The sequence below is a fragment of the Cobetia sp. UCD-24C genome (assembly GCF_001306765.1).
GTDB lineage: Bacteria > Pseudomonadota > Gammaproteobacteria > Pseudomonadales > Halomonadaceae > Cobetia > Cobetia amphilecti.
Window position 1 is genome coordinate 219,873 of record NZ_LJTD01000002.1, and the last position, 21,257, is coordinate 241,129.

Annotated in this window: 15 protein-coding genes; 10 read left to right on the forward strand and 5 right to left on the reverse strand. The window is 59.6% G+C overall.

From position 1 onward, the window contains the following. Positions 1-26: 26 nt before the first annotated feature. Positions 27-1,037 (reverse strand): CYTH domain-containing protein, encoded by a 1,011-nt coding sequence (locus AOG28_RS03315; RefSeq protein ID WP_054555308.1) that lies wholly within the window; start codon positions 1,035-1,037, stop codon positions 27-29. A 475-nt stretch (positions 1,038-1,512) separates the two neighbouring features. On the opposite strand from AOG28_RS03315, the gene AOG28_RS03320 reads away from it, so the two are divergent. From AOG28_RS03320 to glrR, 6 genes are all read left to right on the forward strand, one after another. After that, complete coding sequence (locus tag AOG28_RS03320; RefSeq protein WP_043333713.1) at positions 1,513-2,193, forward strand: TIGR00153 family protein; 681 nt, start codon at positions 1,513-1,515, stop codon at positions 2,191-2,193. A 40-nt stretch (positions 2,194-2,233) separates the two neighbouring features. Then, the gene (locus AOG28_RS03325; protein ID WP_043333714.1) at positions 2,234-3,517 is read left to right on the forward strand and encodes an inorganic phosphate transporter; all 1,284 of its coding nucleotides are present in this window, start codon (positions 2,234-2,236) and stop codon (positions 3,515-3,517) included. A gap of 182 nt (positions 3,518-3,699) precedes the next feature. Further along, positions 3,700-5,010, forward strand: coding sequence for an amino-acid N-acetyltransferase (argA, locus tag AOG28_RS03330; RefSeq protein WP_054555309.1), 1,311 nt, complete (start codon positions 3,700-3,702; stop codon positions 5,008-5,010). Positions 5,011-6,099: 1,089 nt separating this feature from the next. After that, complete coding sequence (locus AOG28_RS03335) at positions 6,100-7,656, forward strand: sensor histidine kinase (protein WP_054555310.1); 1,557 nt, start codon at positions 6,100-6,102, stop codon at positions 7,654-7,656. Positions 7,657-7,660: 4 nt separating this feature from the next. After that, positions 7,661-8,227: a hypothetical protein gene (locus AOG28_RS03340; protein ID WP_054555311.1), complete on the forward strand. Its 567-nt coding sequence runs from the start codon at positions 7,661-7,663 to the stop codon at positions 8,225-8,227. 120 nt (positions 8,228-8,347) lie between these two features. Next, positions 8,348-9,715: a two-component system response regulator GlrR gene (gene glrR, locus AOG28_RS03345; protein ID WP_054555312.1), complete on the forward strand. Its 1,368-nt coding sequence runs from the start codon at positions 8,348-8,350 to the stop codon at positions 9,713-9,715. 296 nt (positions 9,716-10,011) lie between these two features. Here the strand turns inward: glrR and xseA are convergent, their stop codons facing one another. Continuing rightward, positions 10,012-11,382 carry an exodeoxyribonuclease VII large subunit gene (gene xseA / locus AOG28_RS03350; protein ID WP_054555313.1) on the reverse strand — a complete coding sequence of 457 codons (1,371 nt, stop codon included), beginning with the start codon at positions 11,380-11,382 and terminating at the stop codon, positions 10,012-10,014. Positions 11,383-11,793: 411 nt separating this feature from the next. Between xseA and guaB the strand changes: the two genes are divergently transcribed. Further along, on the forward strand, positions 11,794-13,263 hold the full coding sequence (guaB, locus tag AOG28_RS03355) for an IMP dehydrogenase (RefSeq protein ID WP_054555314.1): 1,470 nt from the start codon (positions 11,794-11,796) through the stop codon (positions 13,261-13,263). Between the two features lie 165 nt (positions 13,264-13,428). After that, positions 13,429-15,003: a glutamine-hydrolyzing GMP synthase gene (gene guaA, locus AOG28_RS03360; protein ID WP_054555315.1), complete on the forward strand. Its 1,575-nt coding sequence runs from the start codon at positions 13,429-13,431 to the stop codon at positions 15,001-15,003. Positions 15,004-15,176: 173 nt separating this feature from the next. Here guaA and AOG28_RS03365 read toward each other — a convergent pair whose 3' ends face one another. The 3 genes from AOG28_RS03365 to AOG28_RS03375 form a co-directional block, all read right to left on the reverse strand. Continuing rightward, positions 15,177-15,809, reverse strand: coding sequence for a hypothetical protein (locus tag AOG28_RS03365; protein ID WP_054555316.1), 633 nt, complete (start codon positions 15,807-15,809; stop codon positions 15,177-15,179). Next, complete coding sequence (locus tag AOG28_RS03370) at positions 15,806-16,999, reverse strand: DUF3500 domain-containing protein (RefSeq protein WP_200906722.1); 1,194 nt, start codon at positions 16,997-16,999, stop codon at positions 15,806-15,808. The genes AOG28_RS03365 and AOG28_RS03370 overlap by 4 nt, the downstream gene beginning before the upstream one ends. A gap of 142 nt (positions 17,000-17,141) precedes the next feature. Beyond that, positions 17,142-18,032 carry a pseudouridine synthase gene (locus tag AOG28_RS03375; protein WP_054555317.1) on the reverse strand — a complete coding sequence of 297 codons (891 nt, stop codon included), beginning with the start codon at positions 18,030-18,032 and terminating at the stop codon, positions 17,142-17,144. A 327-nt stretch (positions 18,033-18,359) separates the two neighbouring features. Here AOG28_RS03375 and AOG28_RS03380 point away from each other — a divergent pair, with 327 nt between their 5' ends. Both AOG28_RS03380 and AOG28_RS17590 read left to right on the forward strand, forming a co-directional pair. Further along, a complete protein-coding gene (locus AOG28_RS03380) occupies positions 18,360-20,519 on the forward strand; it encodes a DEAD/DEAH box helicase (protein ID WP_054555433.1) in 2,160 nt (719 codons plus the stop codon). After that, positions 20,516-21,187, forward strand: coding sequence for a DUF2290 domain-containing protein (locus AOG28_RS17590; RefSeq protein ID WP_200906723.1), 672 nt, complete (start codon positions 20,516-20,518; stop codon positions 21,185-21,187). The genes AOG28_RS03380 and AOG28_RS17590 overlap by 4 nt, the downstream gene beginning before the upstream one ends. Positions 21,188-21,257: the final 70 nt, after the last annotated feature.

The following is a 21,257-nucleotide window of genomic DNA, read 5'->3' on the forward strand; positions in this document are numbered from 1 at the left end:
CTGGGCAGTCAGTGTCGTTTTGAGGTTCAGCCGCGCAGCGTCGCGAGCAGTGACAGGCTGTGCTGGCCGAAGTCGCGAGTCGCCCAGTCCTGTGAGGCATCGCCGTCACTGCTTTCCAGTGCCTCGACCAGCGCCACCGCGTGGATATGGCCGGGATGCTGGCTGGCGGCCAGTCGTGATGCGAGGGCCGACAGGGCGGCCAGCGCATGCGCGTGCCACTTGAGGTCGTCTTTCGCCTGACGGTCGGCGTGGGCATCGAGCGCATCGATGGCGGCGGACAGCAGCGCGCCGGGGTCAGCGGTATCCAGCGTCTTCTCATGCCATTCGCCATCCCGCAGCGCCGCACCGCGCTTGGCCTTGCTGGCATCTGCCGGACGTAGTGCCAGGCGGCTCGCCAGTGAATCCGCCAGCTGCCAGAGCACGCCTTCTCTCACCTCGGGGGCGAGTGCTTCGCCGCCGGTCAGCTCGAGCTCGATTTCCTGGATGGCCACTTCGCGGCCACTGGCCTTCACCGCGCCCAGGTCCAGCGCCATCTCGACGCCGACGGTGACCTGCTCGTCGCCCACATTCTTGTCGCTGCATGTCGCCTTGACGTCGATCTGCCAGGCATGGCGCTCGAAATCGGTGCTGAAGCTGGGCGCGAGCGCACTCAGCAGCTGCTCACGGGCGCCGTTTCCCAGCGCCTGCAAGGGCGGCAGGCCACGCAGACCGTCGAGGTCGAGGCCGGTCTGGCCCTCGGGCAGCTCCCACTCCCATTCGCCGCGAGAATGCAGTCCGCCATGGCTCTCGCCGCTGGTCTTGAGCGTCTGGCGCAGGGCGCCCGTGCTGTCGGCATCCTCACCGCTCTGGCGCAGACGCAGCGCCATGCGCGCGCGCTCCAGCGCATGCTCGGGGGTGTCGAAGTAGGTGTTGGCCAGCCAGCGCCGCCTGGGGGTGACCGTTGCCAGTTCTGCAATGCTCGCCAGTGTCTCCAGAATGGCATCGCGATCAATAACGGGTTGAGACAGTGCCAGTTTGAGTTCGATTTCCTGCGCCATGATGGGCACTCCCTGTACGGATGAAAGAAGACAGATGCTGACGGATGAGGATGACAGCGGCGCCAGGACCGCAGAGCCTTCGGCATGCGTGGTGCATGGTGACGAAGGCTCGTGTGTCTCATGCTCGCGCCTGGCCCGCGGCAAGGCAAGCACGGGGAGGGCGGAAGGGCATGCGGGATATCGGCCTGTCGGCAGAATCACACTTATATGACAGCATGATGACATTGAAGTGACAGCAATTGCCTGTCGTCACGTCCTTGGTTATATTACGAACAGTGGATAAAGCCAGCGACCACGGGTCCTGCCGCTACATGACAATCTCTCTTCTGGAATCCTTCGTGTTCCCCCGAACTGCCGCTGTTGTTGCGTAAATGACAACAGCATGGCGGTATCATGACGTTACGATGAAAGTTATGTGATCGTCACAAAGGCTTTGCTACACTCCGCGCGTCAATCCTTAACGCCGACGGCCACTATGGTAACGACCAACCCTTTCTCTTCGATGTTCGGGCGCTCGCCTTTCAAGGCGCTGCACACCCACATCATCAAGACCGACGAGTGCGCCCAGCACTTGCTGACCTTCTTCGACGCCTGCGAGCAGGGTGATTGGGAGCAGGCAGCCAGCATTCGCAAGACCATCAGTGGTCTGGAGCGTGAAGCGGACGAGTTGAAGACGCAGCTGCGCCTCAACCTGCCCAACTCGCTGTTCCTGCCGGTCTCGCGCTCCGACCTTCTCGAGCTGATCCATGTCCAGGATTCCATCGCGAATGTCACCAAGGACATCGCAGGGATCATGCTGGGTCGTCATATGCAGATACCCACCGCACTGGTGCCCGCCATGCGTGAGTATCTCAAGACTGCGGTCGAATCGGTCTGCCAGGCGCGTCGTGCGTTGGGTGAACTGGAAGACCTCGTCGAGTCCGGTTTCGGGCGCAACATGAGCGAGCTGGTCGACAAGCTGATCAACGAGCTGCATGAGCTCGAGAAGCAGTCCGACGAACAGCAGATCGCCATCCGCCAGACCCTGTTCTCGCTGGAAGCCAGTCTCCCGCCCGTCGATGTGATCTTCCTCTACAAGATCATCGATTGGGTCGGCGATGTGGCTGACCAAGCGGAAAAGGTCGGTACCCGACTGCAGATCCTGATGGCGCGCTGAGCGCCATCAGGACGTCCTGCCATCTGTCCAAGAGTCTTCTATGTCCATCATTGCTCAATACGGCGATGTGCTCGTCATTCTTGCCTGTCTGTTCGGTTTCTTCATGGCATGGGGTGTGGGTGCGAATGACGTCGCCAATGCCATGGGAACCTCGGTAGGTTCCAAGGCGATCACCATCAAGCAGGCGATCATCATCGCCGTGATCTTCGAATTCCTCGGTGCCTGGCTTGCCGGTGGTGAGGTGACTGACACCATCCGCAAGGGCATCATCGACCCGTCACTGCTGATCGAGAATCCGCAGTTCCTGGTCTACGGCATGCTGGCCTCGCTGCTGGCCGCCGGTATCTGGCTGCTGATCGCTTCCATGAAGGGCTGGCCGGTCTCGACCACCCACTCTATCGTCGGCGCCATCGTCGGCTTCTCCGCTGCGGGTCTGGGTGTGGATGCCGTCGAATGGACCAAGGTCGGTCAGATCGCGGCCTCCTGGCTGGTCTCGCCGCTGCTGGCGGGCTCCATCGCCTTCGTGCTGTTCAAGTCCGTGCAGACGCTGATCTTCGACAACGAAGACCCGTTCGCGGCCGCCAAGCGCTACGTGCCGATGTACATGTTCCTGGTCGGCTTCATCATCTCGATGGTGACCATGGTCAAGGGCCTCAAGCATGTCGGCCTGCACCTGAGCTTCGAATCCAGCCTGCTGCTGGCCGTCGTCATCGGCGCCATCGTGATGGGTATCGGCGTGCTGATGGAGCGCAAGGTCGCGCGTTCACGCCTCAAGGAGAAGAATCGCGCCACCGGTGACGACTTCGACTTCAGCGGCGTCGAGAAGGTCTTCGGCCTGCTGATGATGTTCACCGCCTGTGCGATGGCCTTCGCCCACGGCTCCAACGACGTGGCCAATGCGGTCGGTCCGCTGGCGGCCATCATCAGCGTCGTCGACTCTGCCGGTCAGATCGGCGCCAAGGCGAGCATGCCGTGGTGGGTCCTCGTGCTGGGTGGCGGTGGTATCGTCGTCGGCCTGGTCACCTATGGTCGTCGCGTCATTGCCACTGTCGGCACCGGCATTACCGAGCTGACGCCGTCACGCGGCTTCGCGGCCACGCTGGCCGCCGCCTCGACCGTCGTGCTGGCCTCCGGCACCGGCCTGCCGATCTCCACCACCCACACCCTCGTCGGTGCGGTGCTGGGGGTAGGTCTGGCACGCGGCATGGCAGCGCTCAACCTGCGCGTGATCGGCACCATCGTGATGTCCTGGCTGATCACTCTGCCTGCCGGCGCGATCCTGTCGATCCTGTTCTTCTTCATGTTCAAGGGCATGTTCGGCTAAGCCGACGCATGATCCAGAGCTGAATTGGAAAAACGAGAAAGGCGACCTTCGGGTCGCCTTTCTCGTATCTGACACATGGATGTCAGGGGGCACCGCTCGCCGTGCAGGCTGCGGCGCTGATATGATGATTCATGGGCATGCCTGACATGCCATTTTCCCTCTCTCCTGCCCGGAGCTGGCTCTTGAACACGCGTTTCCCCTTCGCGGACTGGTTTCGCAACTCCTCTCCCTATATCAATGCCCATCGTGGCCGCACCTTCGTCATTCTGATCGAGGGCGATGCCCTGTCCTCGTCACGACGAACGCAGTTGATACAGGATCTGGCGTTGCTGCATACCCTCGGCGTGAAGCTGGTGGTGGTGTTCGGGGTGCGCCCGCAGGTGGCCGAGGCGTTGCAGGCTGCCGGTATCGAGGCGGACCGCCATCAGGGCCGCTGGGTGGTGACGCGCGAGATTCTCGGCCATCTGGAGCAGCAGGTCGCCACGCTGCGTCTGCGTCTTGAGGCGAGTCTGTCCCAGGGGCTGCCCAATACGCCGCTGCATGGCGTGGAGCTCTCCGCCGTCTCCGGCAATCTGGTGATGGCCAAGCCGCTGGGCGTGCGTCATGGCGTCGACTTCCTGCATGGTGGCGAGGTGCGCCGCGTGCGCAGCGAGGCGATCCAGGGGCTGCTCTCGCAGCAGGCCATCGTCGTGCTGCCGCCGCTGGGCTATTCCAGCACCGGCGAGGTGTTCGATCTGGACGCCGCTGAGGTCGCCGAACACGCCGCCGTGGCGCTGGCCGCCGACAAGCTGATCCTGCTTGGCGAAGGGGAGGGTCTGTTCGGCGAAGACGGCGATCTGCTGCGTCAGCTCAATCCTGAGGAAGCCGCACTGATGGCGCCGCCCCGCGATGACGACAGCGAGCTGTCGCGCCACCTGGCCGCTGCCTGTGGCGCCGCACGTCGCGGCGTCGGGCGCACTCACCTGTTGAGCTGGCGCGACCGTGACGCCCTGCTGGGCGAGCTGTTCACCCGTGACGGCATCGGCACCATGATCACGCGTCAGGGCTACGAGCAGCTGCGCAAGGCGCGGCTCGAGGATGTCGGTGGCCTGCTGGCACTGCTGGGGCCGCTGGAGCAGCGTGGCATTCTGGTGGCCCGCTCGCGTGAGCGTCTCGAACATGAGATCGACGACTATGTGGTGCTGGAGCGCGATGGCATGGTCATCGGGTGTGCGGCGCTGCATCTCAGCCGTGACGCCGCCATGGGCGAGCTGGCCTGCGTGGCCGTGCATGATGACTATCGCCGCGGACAGCGCGGCGAGCAGCTGCTGGCCGAGATCGAGCTGCGCGCGCGTCGCGCCGGCGTCGAGCGTCTGTATGCGCTGACGACCCATACCGTCCACTGGTTCATCGAGCACGGTTTCGTGTCGGCCGGCCTTCAAGACCTGCCGCCCATGCGTCGCGAGGCCTACAACTCGGCGCGTAACTCCAAGGTATTGCTCAAGTCGCTCTAGTCACACCTCACTTGCCTGCCAGTGTGAATCGCCCAGAGAACACCCGCTGATGACCTTCCTCGATGAGGGCTGATCAGCGGGTGTTCTTGCGTAGGTGTCGCAGTTTTCCCCCACCCCTTGCGGGATTGTCTTGCAAAGGAGACGTTTCAAGACATTGATTCAAAAGGGAAAAATAGCATGCCCCGTATATGTGTTGGCAAATCGCGACGAATCGGCCAGTAAAACACGACTCTGTGTGCCGTCCTGGGCAACATTGGCATGCCTGTCGTCGTTATCGTAATTTCAAGTCATTGTTTTGTAATGTGTTTTCGCGTTTATGGCACGCCTTTGGCAATAGGTACCGTGAGCAAGAGATATGAGGTGCATCACCGGCCCTTTCTCTGGCCTTCCAGCGATGACGGTACTCACTACCCTGTGCGCTCCGTGATCGCTGACAGGCCAAGCGTCTGCTCCACGCGATGTGTGACTTCAGGTTGCGATGAGACAGGTACGGCCCCTGGTGGGCATGGACAGTATCTTGAGGGCAAGGACGCCCGGGCAAGGATGCCCGAAACCGATGCGGTAGCCGGAGAGATTGGCTGCCGTCATCCCCGAATTGACGATCGAGGCGGGCAAGTCGGCAAGCCATCCGACTCGATCACCCACATTGCGATGTGTTGCCCCCTGCTTCACATCCGATAGGGAGCGCGGACGCTGTCCGGCGTGAACGTCAACTGACCTGGAACGACCACCAGGTGACGTTCTTTTCTCCCGGGACTGACAGGCAGACCACCTGTCAGACCCGCCAATCACGTGGTGCCTCTGGTCTCCAGGTACCAGAGGCACCACGTGATGACTGACCCTTCAGTTCCCTGCGTACTTGGGGCCGGCTATGCCGGCCCTCTTTTTTTGTGCGTCTAGCGCTGAATGGTCAACAATTTCATGCGAAACGTTGCCAATGGGGCGGTTTGTCTCGTGGCGGCGTAATGATTTGAATAAGAGTCATATTTATTAACGAACTGGCAACCGCGATGGACGCTGGTGAACTCTGGTATTCTAGGAAGACGTGATTCGATGATGACCACCCCTTTCTTGCATAGAGTTCTTTCCATGGCCTCCACAGTGTCACGACGCTGGCGTCCCCGCTCGCTGCCGCAGCTGGTTCTGATGGCATTTCTGGTGGTGATGCTGCCGATTGCCGTGCTCATGTTTCAAGCAGGGCAGGCGCTGTCGGAGTTGTCGGAACTGGCGGATGTCAGTGCCCGCCAGGCCGTCGACCAGACCCGCCGCGCCCGCACGCTGACCAATCTCGCCGTCGAGATGGAGCGTAGCGCCCGCCAGTACGCCGTGCTGGAAAATCCCGATCTGATGAAGATCTACGCCGACAAGGCCAACAGCTTCCGCACCTTGCTGGATGAGCAGGCGCGCCTGTTGGGCGAGGGCGACCCCCGCGTCAGCGAATTGAAGGCGACGCTGTCACAGCTCGAGCGCATGCCCGAGATGAGCGTCGATCAGGTCAGTCGCCATCTGGAAGACTTCGGGCCCTTCTCGATCCAGGCCAGCGGCCTGCTCAACTCCACGCGTGAACTCGTCGATGCGCGTATCGAAGGCATCCGCGCCCGCGCCTCCCAGGTCAAGAATCAGCTGTGGTGGCAGACCGCCGCGCTGGTCTCCATCAGTCTGCTGTTGATGCTGTTCTTCACCTGGCTGATCATCCGTCCTATCCGGCAGCTGGAGCGCCGCATCAATGGCCTGGGTAGCGGCACCGACAGCGAGCGACCCATCGTCATCAAGGGGCCGGCGGAGCTGGTGCAGCTGGGCGAGCGTCTCAACTGGCTGTCGACGCGCCTGGATGAGCTCGAGGAGCAGAAGCAGCAGTTCCTGCGTCACATGTCGCATGAGCTCAAGACCCCGCTGGCCAGCATCCGTGAAGGCACCGGCCTGCTGATCGACGAGGTCGCCGGGCCGCTGAGTCCGCACCAGACCGAGATTCTTGGCCTGCTGGATGACTCCAGCAAGGAATTGCAGAAGCTGATCGAGCAACTCCTCGACTACAATCTGCTGCAGCACAATCAGGGCCTCGAACAGAGCCGCTTCGATGTGCATGAAGTGTTCAAGGAAGTGCTGGCGAAACATCGCCTGGCACTGGAAAAGAAGGGCATGCGCGTGCATCTTCCGCCTGCCAGCCTCAGTTGGGAGGCGGACAGGCCGCGTACCGGGCGTATTCTCGACAACCTGATCTCCAATGCCATCGCCTATGGCGAAGACAGCGGTGACCTGTGGTTGAGAGCCCGCAAGGAGCGCCGCAAGCTGATCATCGAAGTCGCCAACAGCGGTGAACCCATCGCCGCCCAGGACCGTGACCACCTGTTCAAGCCCTTCTATCAGGGCGCGGTGAAGCGCAAGGGCCCGCTCAAGGGCTCGGGCATCGGTCTCTCGGTCGCCGCTGACAGCGCCCGCGCCCAATTTGGTCAATTGGCGCTGGTGGATGACCCCAAGGCGGATGTCTGCTTCCGGCTGACATTGCCGACACCGAGTCGCTCGCTGACGTCAGGGGAAGGCAGCGAGCATGAACCGCAGGCAGACAGGGATGCCGCCGGAGCGGATCAGCAGTCCACACCACATGAAATGGCGTCATTGAACGCCATCAAGCACGCAAGGAACTGAAGTGATGAAGGGTCAACGACTACTGATGCGCCTGGCTGCAGGCGTGTTGCTCAGTACGCTTAGCGCCTGTGGCGCCCTGACCAATATCACCATGCCGGGCAGCGAGCCGGAAGTGGTCAGCCCGAGTGTGCGAGAGAGCTGCTATGGCGCTGGTGACCTGCCGGACTTCACCGGCGAGGACTGCCTGCTGGATGAATGGGTCGCCTTCGCGTTGCAGGCCCAGCGTGGCAACAGCGGCTGGCGTGAAAGCACCATGTTGCAGCTGGAAGGCAACCGTCACGACCGTCGTCTCGCGCGTGCCATCGTGCTCAGCTGGGGCGATGAATCGGACTGGGAGCTGGCCTCCGACCTCTACAAGGCGGACCTGCCCACCGCCCCGAGCCGCCTGCAGCCGCTGCTTCGTCAGTGGCTCAATGGCCTCGAGGAGCGTCGCGGTCTGATCGCCGAGCGTGACAAGAATGACGGTGCCCGTCGCAAGCTCAGCGCCGAGAACGCCCAGCTGACCAAGAAGCTGGAAGCCTTGACGGCCATCGAAGAATCGATCAATTCGCGCCGCCAGAGCACGCCCTGAACCCTCAGCGGCAGACTCTGGCCACGACCCTGTCACTCAATCCCCGCGATTGCATGACGCAAGACTGTGCGGCCCCGACGTCGATGTCCCAGGCCCTCGGGTGTCGCAAGGAGAGTTAGTGTGAAATACGCACAAGCGCATATTCTGCTCGTCGATGATGATGCGAGCCTGCTCAAGCTGCTCGGCATGCGTCTCGAAAGCCGTGGCTTCAAGGTCACGACGGCCAGCAGTGGCCGCGAGGCGCTCAGCCGTCTCGAAGCCGCACGTCCAGACCTGGTCCTGTCCGACCTGCGCATGGATGAAATGGATGGCATGGCCCTGTTCGGTGAGCTGCAGAAGCGTCAGCCGGGTATGCCCGTCATCCTGCTGACCGCACACGGCTCCATCCCTGATGCCGTCAGTGCCACCCGTCAGGGCGTGTTCAGCTTCCTGACCAAGCCGGTCGACAAGGACGAGCTGTTCGCCGCCATCGATGAGGCGCTGGCCCAGGCGCCGCCCGTAAAGGAGGGTGACGATGCCTGGCGCGCTGGCATCATCACTCGCTCCCCGCAGATGGAGCAGATTCTCGAGCAGGCGCGCATGGTGGCGGCATCCGATGTCAGCGTGCTGGTCACCGGTCCGTCCGGTTCGGGCAAGGAGCTGATGGCCAAGGCCATCCACAACGCCAGCCCGCGCGCCTCGCGTCCCTTCGTCGCCATCAACTGTGGCGCGCTGCCGGAGCAGCTGCTGGAAAGCGAGCTGTTCGGACACGCCAAGGGCTCGTTCACCGGCGCGGTCAGTGCCCACCAGGGCCTGTTCCAGGCGGCGGACGGCGGCACCCTGTTCCTCGACGAGATCGGCGACATGCCGCTGGCGCTGCAGGTCAAGCTGCTGCGTGCCCTGCAGGAACGTCAGATTCGCCCGCTGGGCTCCACCACCTCGGTGCCCATCGATGTGCGCATCATCTCCGCCACGCACCGCAATCTCGACAAGGCGATGCATGACGGCGACTTCCGCGAAGACCTCTACTACCGCCTCAACGTGGTCAATCTGAAGCTGCCCGCCCTGCGCGAGCGTGCCGAGGATGTGCCACTGCTGGCCAAGTATCTGATCAGCCAGGCCGCCGCGCGCCACAAGCCGTTCGTGAAGGGCTTCTCGCCGGAAGCGCTCAACCTGCTGGCCTCCAGTGCCTGGCCGGGCAACGTGCGTCAGCTGGTCAACGTGGTCGAGCAGTGTGTCGCGCTCACCAGCTCCTCGATGATTCCGGAAGCGCTGGTCTCCCAGGCGCTGGCCGCGGAAGAGAACGCCTTGCCGTCCTTCTCCGAGGCGCGTGCCGGTTTCGAGCGCAGCTATCTGATCAAGGTGCTGAAGATCACCGAAGGCAACGTGACCCAGGCGGCGCGTATCGCCGGGCGTAACCGCACCGACTTCTACAAGCTGCTGGGACGTCATGATCTGGAGCCGGGCGTGTTCAAGCCGGGCGCCGAACAGGGTCCGCCTGACTTTTGATCTAACGCGTCCGAAGCCACGCGAAAGGCATGAGGTCAAAAGCGGCCCGGCGCCGTGCAGAAGATCAGGGTCAAAAGCGATCCAGCGCGTCCGAAGCCGCGCGAAAGACCAGGGTCAAGACCTGCATAGCAGTTCACGAGTGTCAGTGTGAGTTGTGCGCAAGGCGAGTGATCAAAAGCGGCTCGGTGTGGCGGACGTGAAGCGCCCATGAAAAAGCCCCGTTACCTGTTCAGGTGGCGGGGCTTTTTTCGTCTTGTTCTCGTCTTGTTCTCGTCATGCCGAGGCAAGGCAGGGGATCAGGGGCGCGGCTTGTAGCGGCGTTTGACCTCGACGGCCAGGCGGCCTTCGCCGAGGCGGATCGAGAGCATCTCGCCGGGCTGGGTCTGGTGGGCGGCGCGAATCACCTTGCTGTCGCCGGGGGCTTGCGTCTGGCTGCTGCCGACGCGTTCGACGATGGCGTAGCCACGGTTGAGCACATTGAGCGGGCTGACTGCATTCAGCGCGCGCATCGCGCCTTCCAGGCGTTCACGTTCAGCGGCCAGACGACGTGGCAGGGCGTTGTTGAGGCGCGGGGGCAGCATCGCCAGTTGCTGACGATGACGCTGGATATCGCGCGCGGGGCTGGCCTGCTGCAGGCGGCGGGTCAGCTGATCGGCCTTCTGCTGCTCACTGGTCATGCGCATGCGCACTGCGGTGTGCAGGCGGCGTTCCAGCTCACGGGCACGCTGGCGCTGGGTTTCCAGCTCACGGGCCGGATGTCGCAGGCGCGAGCGGGCATGATCCAGCCGCTGCGCCGCCTGGTCGAGGCGGGCACGCTGCGCGCGCCACAGCCGCTGCTTGAGGGCGGTCAGTTGTTGCACCTGGGCGCGTTGGTCCGGGTACAGCGCCTCGGCTGCGGCGGAGGGCGTCGGCGCGCGCAGGTCGGCGGCCAGCTCCGCCAGGGTGGTATCGGTCTCGTGGCCGATGGCGGCCACCACCGGCAGACGTGAGTGGAAGATGGCACGCGCCAGATGCTGGTCATTGAAGGCCCACAGGTCTTCCAGGCTGCCGCCGCCACGCGTGATCAGCAGCGCATCACAGTCGCTGTCGCGATTGGCCATCGCCACCGCGCGAATCAGTTGCGGCACCGCCTGCGGCCCCTGCACGGCGACCGGCAACACGCTCAGATGCGCCTGCGGCCAGCGCTTGCGCGTCACCGCGATCACATCCTGCAGCGCCGCGCCGGTCGCGGAGGTGATCACGCCCAGATGGCGCGGCGGATGGGGCAGGGCACGCTGATTGGCGAACACGCCCTCGGTCGCCAGTTGCTCCCTCAGTCGTGCCAGTCGCGCCAGCCACTCCCCCAGCCCCGCCTGCTGCAACGCCTCGACGATCAGCTGATAGTCGCCACGCGCCTCGAACAGCGACACCTTGGCGCGTACCCGCACCCGATCACCGTCCCTGGGCTTCTCGCGCAGAAACTGGGCACGGCTCTTGAACAGCGCACAGCGCACCTGGGCGTTGTCATCCTTGAGCGTGAAGTAGCAGTGGCCGGAGCGCGGCTGCGAAAAGCCCGAGATCTCCCCCTCGATCCAGAGCTCCCCCAGGCCTCGCTCCAGCAGGCCCTTGGCCTCGCGGTTGAGCTGGGTCACGCTGATGGCGTTGGCGGCAGACGAGGTTTCGAACACGCGACATTCCTTGTGCTGGAGCTGACGGGGAGCTCGTGTCAGGGCGACTATTGAAGCTTGTGAAGAGAACAAGACAATGATGCCACAGGCGAGAAGCGAGAGACGATCCAAAGCGATCCTCGGGATGCGCTGGCCAGCGCTTCAGCGAGGCTCGGCTCTGGCAAGGTGACTCACCGCCCGCCAGCCCGCAGGCCGCGCCATCCGTGGCTTTAGTTGACCAGATGGTTAGTGTCGTCGGGACGTGAAGTTGCGAGTTTGATAGCCTGCGACGTTTGTCTCGGGCGGGGCGAATGGGTTATCATGGGTGATTACCTCGCAGCAACCGCTAGAACCGTAGTCATGGCGCCTGTCCATCGGGCCCTGAACTGCGGCTTTCGCGCATCCCTCATAAACTGCTACTGGGCGTTCGACATGCTACGTATAGCGCAAGAAGCTCTGACGTTTGATGACGTTCTTCTCGTCCCCGGCTACTCCGAGGTCCTCCCCAAGGACGTCAGCCTGAGATCACGTCTCACACGCGACATCAGCGTCAATATCCCGCTTATCTCCTCTGCGATGGATACCGTCACCGAAGCTCGCCTGGCCATCGCCATGGCGCAGGAAGGTGGTGTCGGCATCATCCACAAGAGCATGAGCATCGCCCAGCAGGCCGCGGAAGTCCGCAAGGTCAAGAAGCACGAAAGCGTCATCGTGCGTGACCCGGTCACTGTCAGCCCGAAGGCCAAGATCCAGGATCTGCTGGCAATGTCCGAGGAGCATGGCTACTCCGGTTTCCCGGTGGTCGAGGGTGAATACCTGGTCGGCATCGTGACCGGTCGCGACATGCGCTTCCAGCCTGACTTCAGCGATACCGTCGCCGGCATCATGACCGGCCGCGAGAAGCTGGTCACCGTGCTGGAAGGCACGCCGCTGGACCAGATCAAGGCCAAGCTGCAGGAAAGCCGCATCGAGAAGATGCCGATCGTCGATGACGAATTCCGCCTGCGCGGCCTCGTCACCGTTCGCGACATCGAGAAGGTCAAGACCTACCCGAACGCGGCGAAGGACAGCAACGGCAGCCTGCTGGTCGGCGCCGCCGTCGGCACCGGCCCGGAAACCCCGGACCGCGTCGCTGCACTGGCCGAAGCCGGCGTTGACGTCATCGTTGTCGACACCGCTCACGGTCACTCCAAGGGCGTGATCGACCGCGTCGCCTGGGTCAAGGAGCACCACCCGAAGATTCAGGTCATCGGTGGCAACATCGCGACCGCCGAAGCCGCCATCGCCCTGGCAGAAGCCGGCGCGGACGGCGTCAAGGTCGGTATCGGCCCGGGTTCCATCTGCACCACGCGCATCGTCGCCGGTGTCGGCGTGCCGCAGATGAGCGCTGTCGCCAACGTCGCGGCCGCCATGGCCAAGTACGACGTGCCGGTCATCGCCGATGGCGGTATCCGCTTCTCCGGTGACATCGCCAAGGCCATCGCCGCAGGCGCCAGCATCGTCATGATCGGCGGTCTGCTCGCCGGTACCGAGGAAGCGCCGGGTGAAGTCGAGCTGTTCCAGGGCCGTACCTACAAGGCGTATCGCGGCATGGGTTCCATGGGCGCCATGTCCCAGACCCAGGGTTCCAGCGATCGTTACTTCCAGGACAAGAACGCCGGCGTCGAGAAGCTGGTACCGGAAGGCATCGAAGGCCGCGTGCCCTACAAGGGCATGATGAGCGCCATCGTGCACCAGCTGATGGGCGGCCTGCGTGCCTCCATGGGCTACACCGGCAGCCAGACCATCGAAGAGATGCGCACCAAGCCGCAATTCGTGCAGATCACCGGTGCCGGCTTCGCCGAATCCCACGTCCACGACGTGCAGATCACCAAGGAAGCGCCCAACTATCGGCGCGACTGAGACATAGCGAAGCGCGATGCAAAGCGGGAGCCCTACACGGGTTCCCGCTTTGCTTAGGTCGAAGAAACTTCTGGTCTCGGCTATTCTCGGCGCCAGATTGTGTCGACCCCGCGCTCCCTCGCAGCTCCGAAGCGGGTCACATGACTCCCCAATGAGAGACTGAAGATGCAAGACATCCATTCCCACAAGATCCTGATCCTCGATTTCGGCTCCCAGTACACTCAGCTGATCGCACGTCGCGTGCGTGAGCTGGGCGTGTTCTCCGAGGTGCGTGCCTTCGACATCACCGAAGAAGAGATCCGCGAGTACAACCCCAACGGCATCATCCTGGCCGGTGGCCCGGAATCCGTCACCGAGCTGGACTCGCCGCGTGCGCCTGAGTGCGTGTTCGAGATGGGTCTGCCGGTGTTCGGCATCTGTTACGGCATGCAGACCATGGCCGAGCAGCTCGGCGGCAAGGTCGAAGGCTCCAACGTGCGCGAATTCGGCTATGCCCAGATTCGTGTCGACGGTGAGTCCGCGCTGTTCAAGGACATCAAGGACCACCTGGACGACGAAGGCCGCCCGCTGCTCGACGTCTGGATGAGCCACGGTGACAAGGTCGCGAAAGTCCCGGAGACCTTCACCGTCACCGCCTCCACCCCGAGCTGCCCGATCGCCGCCATGGCGTGGGAAGAGAAGCAGTTCTACGGCGTGCAGTTCCACCCGGAAGTCACCCACACCCTGCAGGGCCAGCGCATCCTCGAGCACTTCGTGATCGAGATCTGCCAGTCCGAGCGTCTGTGGACTCCGGCCAAGATCATCGAAGACCTCACGGATCGCGTTCGCGCTCAGGTCGGTGACCGCAAGGTGCTGCTCGGCCTGTCCGGTGGTGTCGACTCCTCCGTGGTCGCGGCGCTGCTGCACAAGGCCATCGGCGACCAGCTGACCTGCGTCTTCGTCGACAACGGCCTGCTGCGCAAGAAAGAAGGCGACCAGGTCATGGAAACCTTCTCTCGCCACATGGGCGTGAAGGTCATCCGTGTTGACGCCGAAGACCTCTTCCTCGGCAAGCTGGCTGGCGTCAGCGACCCGGAAGCCAAGCGCAAGGCCATCGGCAACACCTTCATTGAAGTGTTCGATGCCGAAGCCGCCAAGCTCAAGGATGTCGACTTCCTCGCCCAGGGCACCATCTACCCGGACGTGATCGAATCCGCTGCCAGCAAGACCGGCAAGTCTCACGTCATCAAGTCCCACCACAATGTCGGCGGCCTGCCGGACGACATGAAGATGGAACTGGTCGAGCCGCTGCGCGAGCTGTTCAAGGACGAAGTCCGCAAGGTCGGCCTCGAACTCGGCCTGCCCTACGACATGGTCTACCGTCACCCCTTCCCGGGGCCGGGTCTGGGCGTGCGTATCCTCGGTGAAGTGAAGAAGGAATACGCAGACATCCTGCGTGAAGCCGACGCCATCTTCATCGAAGAACTGCACAACTTCGACTGGTACCACAAGACCAGCCAGGCGTTCGCCGTCTTCCTGCCGGTCAAGTCCGTCGGCGTCGTCGGCGATGGCCGTCGTTACGAGTGGGTCATCGCCATTCGTGCCGTCGAGACCGTCGACTTCATGACTGCCCGCTGGGCGCACCTGCCGTATGAGCTGCTGGAGAAGGTCTCCAACCGCATCATCAACGAGCTGGAGCACGTCTCGCGCGTCACCTATGACGTCAGCAGCAAGCCGCCGGCCACCATCGAGTGGGAATGATCGCCTGACGATCACCCCTCGCTGAGCTGACGCAGCGTTCTGTCGAGACGGTCTCTTGAGCTGATCGAGACGAGAACGCAGCAAGCAAAAAGCCCTTCTGGCCAATGGCCAGAAGGGCTTTTTTGTGGGCGCGTTTCAGGAAACGCTTACCGCCTTGTTTACTCCAGCTCGGCTCACTCCTGCTTGACCGGCGGCTGCCTGGCCTTGCGCAGGTCGAGCCGGACGCCGTGGGCGGAGTGGAAGAAGCCGAAGTCGGCCATCAGGCGGGTGTCGCCTGCGGGAGTTTGCCATTCAACTTCGGCGCGGTGATTGCGCACTTCGTGCATCACGGCGTCGTATTTCAGCAGCAGTGAGTCCGGTTCGGCTTCCTCGGTCTTCACATCCCATTGGGTGACGACCAGCACGTAGCCGCCGAGTTGTGGCTGATAGGTAGAGGTGAGATGTGCCTCAGTGAGCGTCAGCGGTAGCGCGTCGCCGTCCTTGGAGAGCGCCATGTGCTGACTGAGATAGTCGCCGAGTTGAGCTGTCAGCGTCTGCGCCAAGGGGGCATCGGGCTTGGCGTCACCAAGCGCTGTCAGTTCCGGCGCGGCGATCAGCAGGTCTTCACGCGGGAACTGGAGAGTGAGCTTGAGCGTGTGCTGTGGCTGCTGCTCAAAGATGAGCGTGCTGCCGGGCAGGGCATGGGCGTGAGCCGACTGGATGATGCCCATGCCGCTGATCCCCATGCCATTGGCACTCATGCCAGTCCCGCCGATCATCACCGCGAGCGTGAGCAGTGCCGCGCGCCACGGCGAGCAGCGGGTCATTCGCTCTGGCCGCCGTAGTCGTCGGTGCGGTCACGCCATACCGAGTGCGGATGGTTGCCGACCTTGTCGGTGGACTTGTTGGACTGCAACGAGAATTCGATCCACAACGACGGGCCGTGTATGCGCACATAATCGTTTTCGGCGCTGACCTGCGGCGTGCCGGAGAAGCCGAGATAGGTCTCGGGAAGTTCGGAGGTGTACTTCTCCATGTAGGCCGCGGCTTCGGGGGCGGAGATATCGTCCACGTAGGTCTCGATGGCCGTCAGCAGCAGCGCTTGCTGCTCATCATCCAGCTCGGAGACCGGCAGGCCTTCATAGCTTTCGGGGATAGCATCGTCGGCCTGGGGGCCAGCGAGGATATCGCGGTAGGTACCTTCCAGCGTGGCCTCGGCCTGCTGATCATCGGAGAGCGAGCTCAACAGGGTGGCGAAGGCATCGCGTTCCTGGGTCAGCGGCTCGTTCACGCGACCGTTCATCTCGAAATAGGGGAAGGGTTCCACGCCACGGAAGGAGGGTGTGGCACCAGCCAGCTTGCCGTCGGTATAGGTGTTGGCGAAGGCCATGTGGTGGCCGCCGTAGTACAGCTCCCAGGTGCCGGTCTCGCCGGGCGTGCCGAGGAAGGCGAACTTGGTGTTGTAGGAGGAGTAACCGGCCTTGTAGTCGGTGCTGACGGTGTTGATGTAGTCATCGGCGTTGAGCGTCTGGAGCATCTCGTCGAAGCCTTCATCGGGCGCGTGGCCGGTGGCTTCCAGCATGATGGCTTTGACGAGGCCGCGCTGCTTGATGTTCAGCTCGCCCAGCAGCACGCCGGGGCGTTTCGGGAAGGCGCCAGCGGGCAGATTGCTCCAGTTCTCGGCCTCAGCGAGCGAGTAGTCATGCTGCAGGTTCTGCAGGATGTCATCGTCGGAGATATCTGCCTTGAGCAGATCTATCAGGCACAGCATGCGCTCATAACCGGGTGTGTCGCCGCACTCGGCGGCGCTCTCGGGGATGGGCACGCTCTGCATCTGGGTGCTGGTGTCGCCCATGCGCGCGCGCAGCGCCTCGCTCAGGGCCTGGTCTTCCGCTGACATCGGCGGCGGGCCATCGTGATCGGGCGGCGGCCCGTCGTGCCCTTGTTGTGCGAGGACGGGGAAGGACAGGAGCGCGGCCAGCGCGGCTCCTCCGGTCACTGCGAGACGTCGGGACATCGATGGGCCTATTTTCCGGGGACAGGAGGAAAACCTTAGCCCGCCTGACGTCGAGCATGAAGCTTTCGCCAGATGATTTCTTTGTGCACATGCCGTGGCCTGTGCGTCGGCTGGCGACGACAGCCACGGGCCATGTCACGGCTCACGCCAGTGTCAGGTCACCGTCGTATTCGAAGCGTCTTTCCTCGCCGGTGACGGGGTCAATGAACTCGAATCCCTTGGAGAGCAGCTGCAAGGGGCGCGCGAAGTCATCCGGCGAGAGCGGTTGCAGCACGGGGTAGTAGCGGTCGTTCAGAATCGGCCAGCCCAGCGTCTGCATATGCACGCGTAGCTGGTGGGTTCTGCCGGTGACAGGGTGCAGCTCGAACAATGCCTGACTGGCTGTCTGCTTTACGCAGCGAATCACCGAGTGGCTGTTGGCCGCGCCGTCGGTGACATGAATGCGGAAGCGTTGCTCGCTCTGCTCAAGACGGTTCTTTACCTCCCACTGCTGGCCCACCAGGGATTCATCGCTGTGTGTCTCGGCGATGGCCTGATAGGTCTTGTGGATATTTCGCGACTTGAACAGCTGATGGTAGAGGGGGCGCGTGTCGGGATTGACTGAGCACAGCACCAGCCCCGCCGTGACCCTATCCAGCCGATGCACCGCCTGCAGCGCCTCTATCCCGGTGCGCTTGCGAAGTCGCTGTTGCAGGCACTCGTTCACGTACAGGCCACCGGGTGTCACCGGCAGAAAGTGCGGCTTGTAGGCCACCAGAATGTGCTCATCCTGATAGAGAATCCGCTCCGCGAAGGGGATGCTCGGCTCGCTTGCCACCTCGCGGTAATAGAACACGCGCAGATGTGGCTGGTAGGGCGACTCTGGCGTAATCCGCGAGCCATCATCGCGATGTACCTTGCCCTCGGCCATGCGCTCGCGCCAGCGTGACTCGGCAATCGCCGGAAACTTGAGCAGTAGATACTCCAGCACCGTCGTCACACCGGGATTGACCTGAGGCAGGCTCAGCTTGGAAGGACGTGCGGAAATGGACATGGAAGGCCTGAGGTTGGGAGGAGCTGCTAATGAGCTATGATAAATCAATGCTGACTATATTGCTTTAATGCTGTTAAATTAGTTATGCATCTCTATAAGCAAAGGTAAAGCTTGACCAGTTCACGGATCATGCTTATATAGTGCATACACATACTTACGTTTAAACTAATATTCATTGTTATGTAGTTATATGCTTTAGCTAGGGTTTAAACTACGGTGCAAATTGACATTGTGCTTTTATATTGTTTGTTTTATAATTTGAAGATGGCCGGTGTCTAGTTGATTTATAGTTTTCTTTTTTATGATTATTTAAGTTAGAGGTGTATGATGGCTGAATGTCTTAGTATTACTCGTGGTGCTAATAAGAAACCAGTCTGCACTGATATTTTAGTGGAAGCTTTAAAAGGTGTGGATGGACTAGATGGTGAAGTATTCACAGGATATCCTATTATTGCGACCCCAGAGGGTAAGTTGTCCATAGATGCAACTTTAGTTAGTCCGAATAAGGGTATTATTTTATTTGATTTGATTGAAGGTACTGATGTTGGTGGATATCATGATAGACAAGATGATATTGCAAATAAAGTAGAAGCCAAGCTAAAGATTCATCGAGACCTCATGAAAGGTCGTAACTTGCTCGTGCCATTGCACATCATCTCATTTGCACCCAGTGTTAATAATTTAGAAGCCGTTGCAGTTGATGGTTATGAATGTATTGGTGAGGCGGGGTTAGAAGCTGTTTTAAATAATATAGTATGGGATGATGCTGGAGAAGATTTATATCGTATGACTCTTTCAGCTATTGAAAGCCTAAGTAGTATTAGAAAAAGTCGCTCCAAAAGAGAGATTAAGAGACCTGATTCGCGCGGTGCTAAACTTAAGGCGCTCGAAGACTCTATTGCTACATTAGACCACCGTCAGAATAAAGCTGTTATTGAAACTGTTGATGGTGTTCAGCGGATACGTGGATTGGCAGGCTCCGGAAAGACTATTGTATTGGCTTTAAAGGCTGCTTATTTACATACTCAGTACCCAAATTGGCGTATAGCTGTAACTTTTAATACACGATCTTTAAAAGCGCAAATAAAAAGGTTAATAAATAACTTCTGTATTGAGCAGAGTGGGGAGGAGCCAGATTGGTCAAAAATAAGAATTGTCAATGCTTGGGGGGCGCCTGGTGGTGATGCTAGAGATGGTATTTATTATGAGTTTTGTAGAGCTTCAGGCTGTGATTTTTTAGACTTCCGAAGTGCTAGTAGCAGGTTTGGAGGCAACGACAAGGCATTCGATGGCGCCTGTCAACAAGCATTAAGTACCAAAGCTACAGAGGTAGAGCTTTATGACGTGATATTGGCTGACGAGGCTCAAGACTTTGCTCCCAGTTTCTTAAAGTTATGCTATGCAATGCTGAAGCCACCCAAGAGGTTAGTATATGCATATGATGAGTTGCAGAATCTTTCAGGTATATCCTTATTGCCCCCGGAAGAGCTATTTGGGTATCACCCCGATGGCTCCCCACTAGTAACATTTGGGGATGACCGCAAACGAGATGTTATTCTTCAGAAGTGCTATAGAAACTCTAGACCAATATTGGTTGCTGCACATGGCTTAGGGTTCGGTATCTACCGAAAGCCATCAACGGTTACAGACACTGGTTTAGTGCAAATGTTTGACTACCCCTTGCTTTGGCAAGAAATTGGTTATCAAGTTAATAGTGGTCAGCTAAGCAAGGGTAGTAGCGTAGTGCTTAAAAGAACTTCAGAGAGTAGTCCTGAATTCTTAGAAAAGCATTCGCCTGTTGACGATATTATTAGTTTTTTTAAGTTTCAAAATGAGCAAGAGCAGAATGCCTGGCTAGCGGCAGAGATTAAGAAAAATTTAGAAGAAGATGAGCTAAGGCATGATGATATAGTAGTTATACATCCCGATCCGATTAGCGCTCGGAGGTGTTCAGGCCCTATACGTAAACAGCTTTTTGACGCAGGAATACAGACACATTTAGCAGGGGTTGATACGGATGCAGATGTATTCTTTAAAACTGGGGTACCTTCGGTAACCTTTACTGGTATATACCGAGCTAAAGGCAACGAAGCCGGTATGGTATATGTAATAAATGCCCAAGACTGTAATGCAAGTGGTGCTGGTTTAAGTAGTTTGCGTAATCGTCTGTTTACAGCTATGACCAGAAGTAAGGCGTGGGTAAGGGTCATCGGTCATGGTGATAAAATGCAAGGTCTCATCGATGAATTTTCTGAGCTCAAAGGTAAAGGATTTGAGTTAGATTTTGTTTATCCCGATGATGCGCTATTAAGTAAACTTAAAGTTGTTCATCGTGATTTGTCCCCGCAAGAGAGAGAGCGTTTCGAAAAAACAAATGTTAGCTTTAAGGACGCTATTGCCAATATGGAAAATGGTGGGATGAGCCCAGAAGATATTGATGAGGAGACTAGGAAGAGATTGTTAAAACTGCTTGGGGTCGAAAAGTGAAAATTGCCACTCCAGTTGAATTAAAGAAAGAGGTCGATCAGCTTATTTCTTGCCTAATTGAAAGTGCTTTGTGTGATGATTCCAACTTCACATCTTTACGTGAAGCAGGAGGTTCTTCCGAAGTCACGTTTTTAGGCGCTGAATATATTTCTATAGCCTTAGGTGAGTCGCCATACTGCGATATTTATAACGAGCTCGCTGAGAATCGTTCATATAATGTTAAGTTTATCGATGGTGCGTTATTACAGATGATGTACCGCCTTGAGGGAGGCGGTTTAGTCCAGCACCGGCTAGCTTTCTATCCATCGCCACACCTTTCTTCTTTTCAAAAGGATGGCGATGATTATATGCGAGACGAAATCTTTATTGATATAATTGAAAGAAATATAGTTCCTTTTCCACTTAGGTTTGATTTTGATGCACGTGAAGGTATATATTCAGATATTGTACACCCCAAAAGCCACTTAACTTTGGGAGATGTGAAAGGGTGTAGAATACCTGTTTCAGCGCCGCTAACCCCTCGTTGGTTTCTAGAGTTGATAATACGCAATTTTTATCAGTCCGACAAATATGAGTTCTTAAGTACATTACCTAGGCATAAGATAAAATTCCCGACGAGCATTACTAATAATGAGCTTAAGTTAATGCATATGGTTGTTCCTTATTAATTCAGGAGATATAAGCTCCATTAAAATAAAAAGCCCTCCCGGCATCGCCGGGAGGGCTTTTTCATGCGTC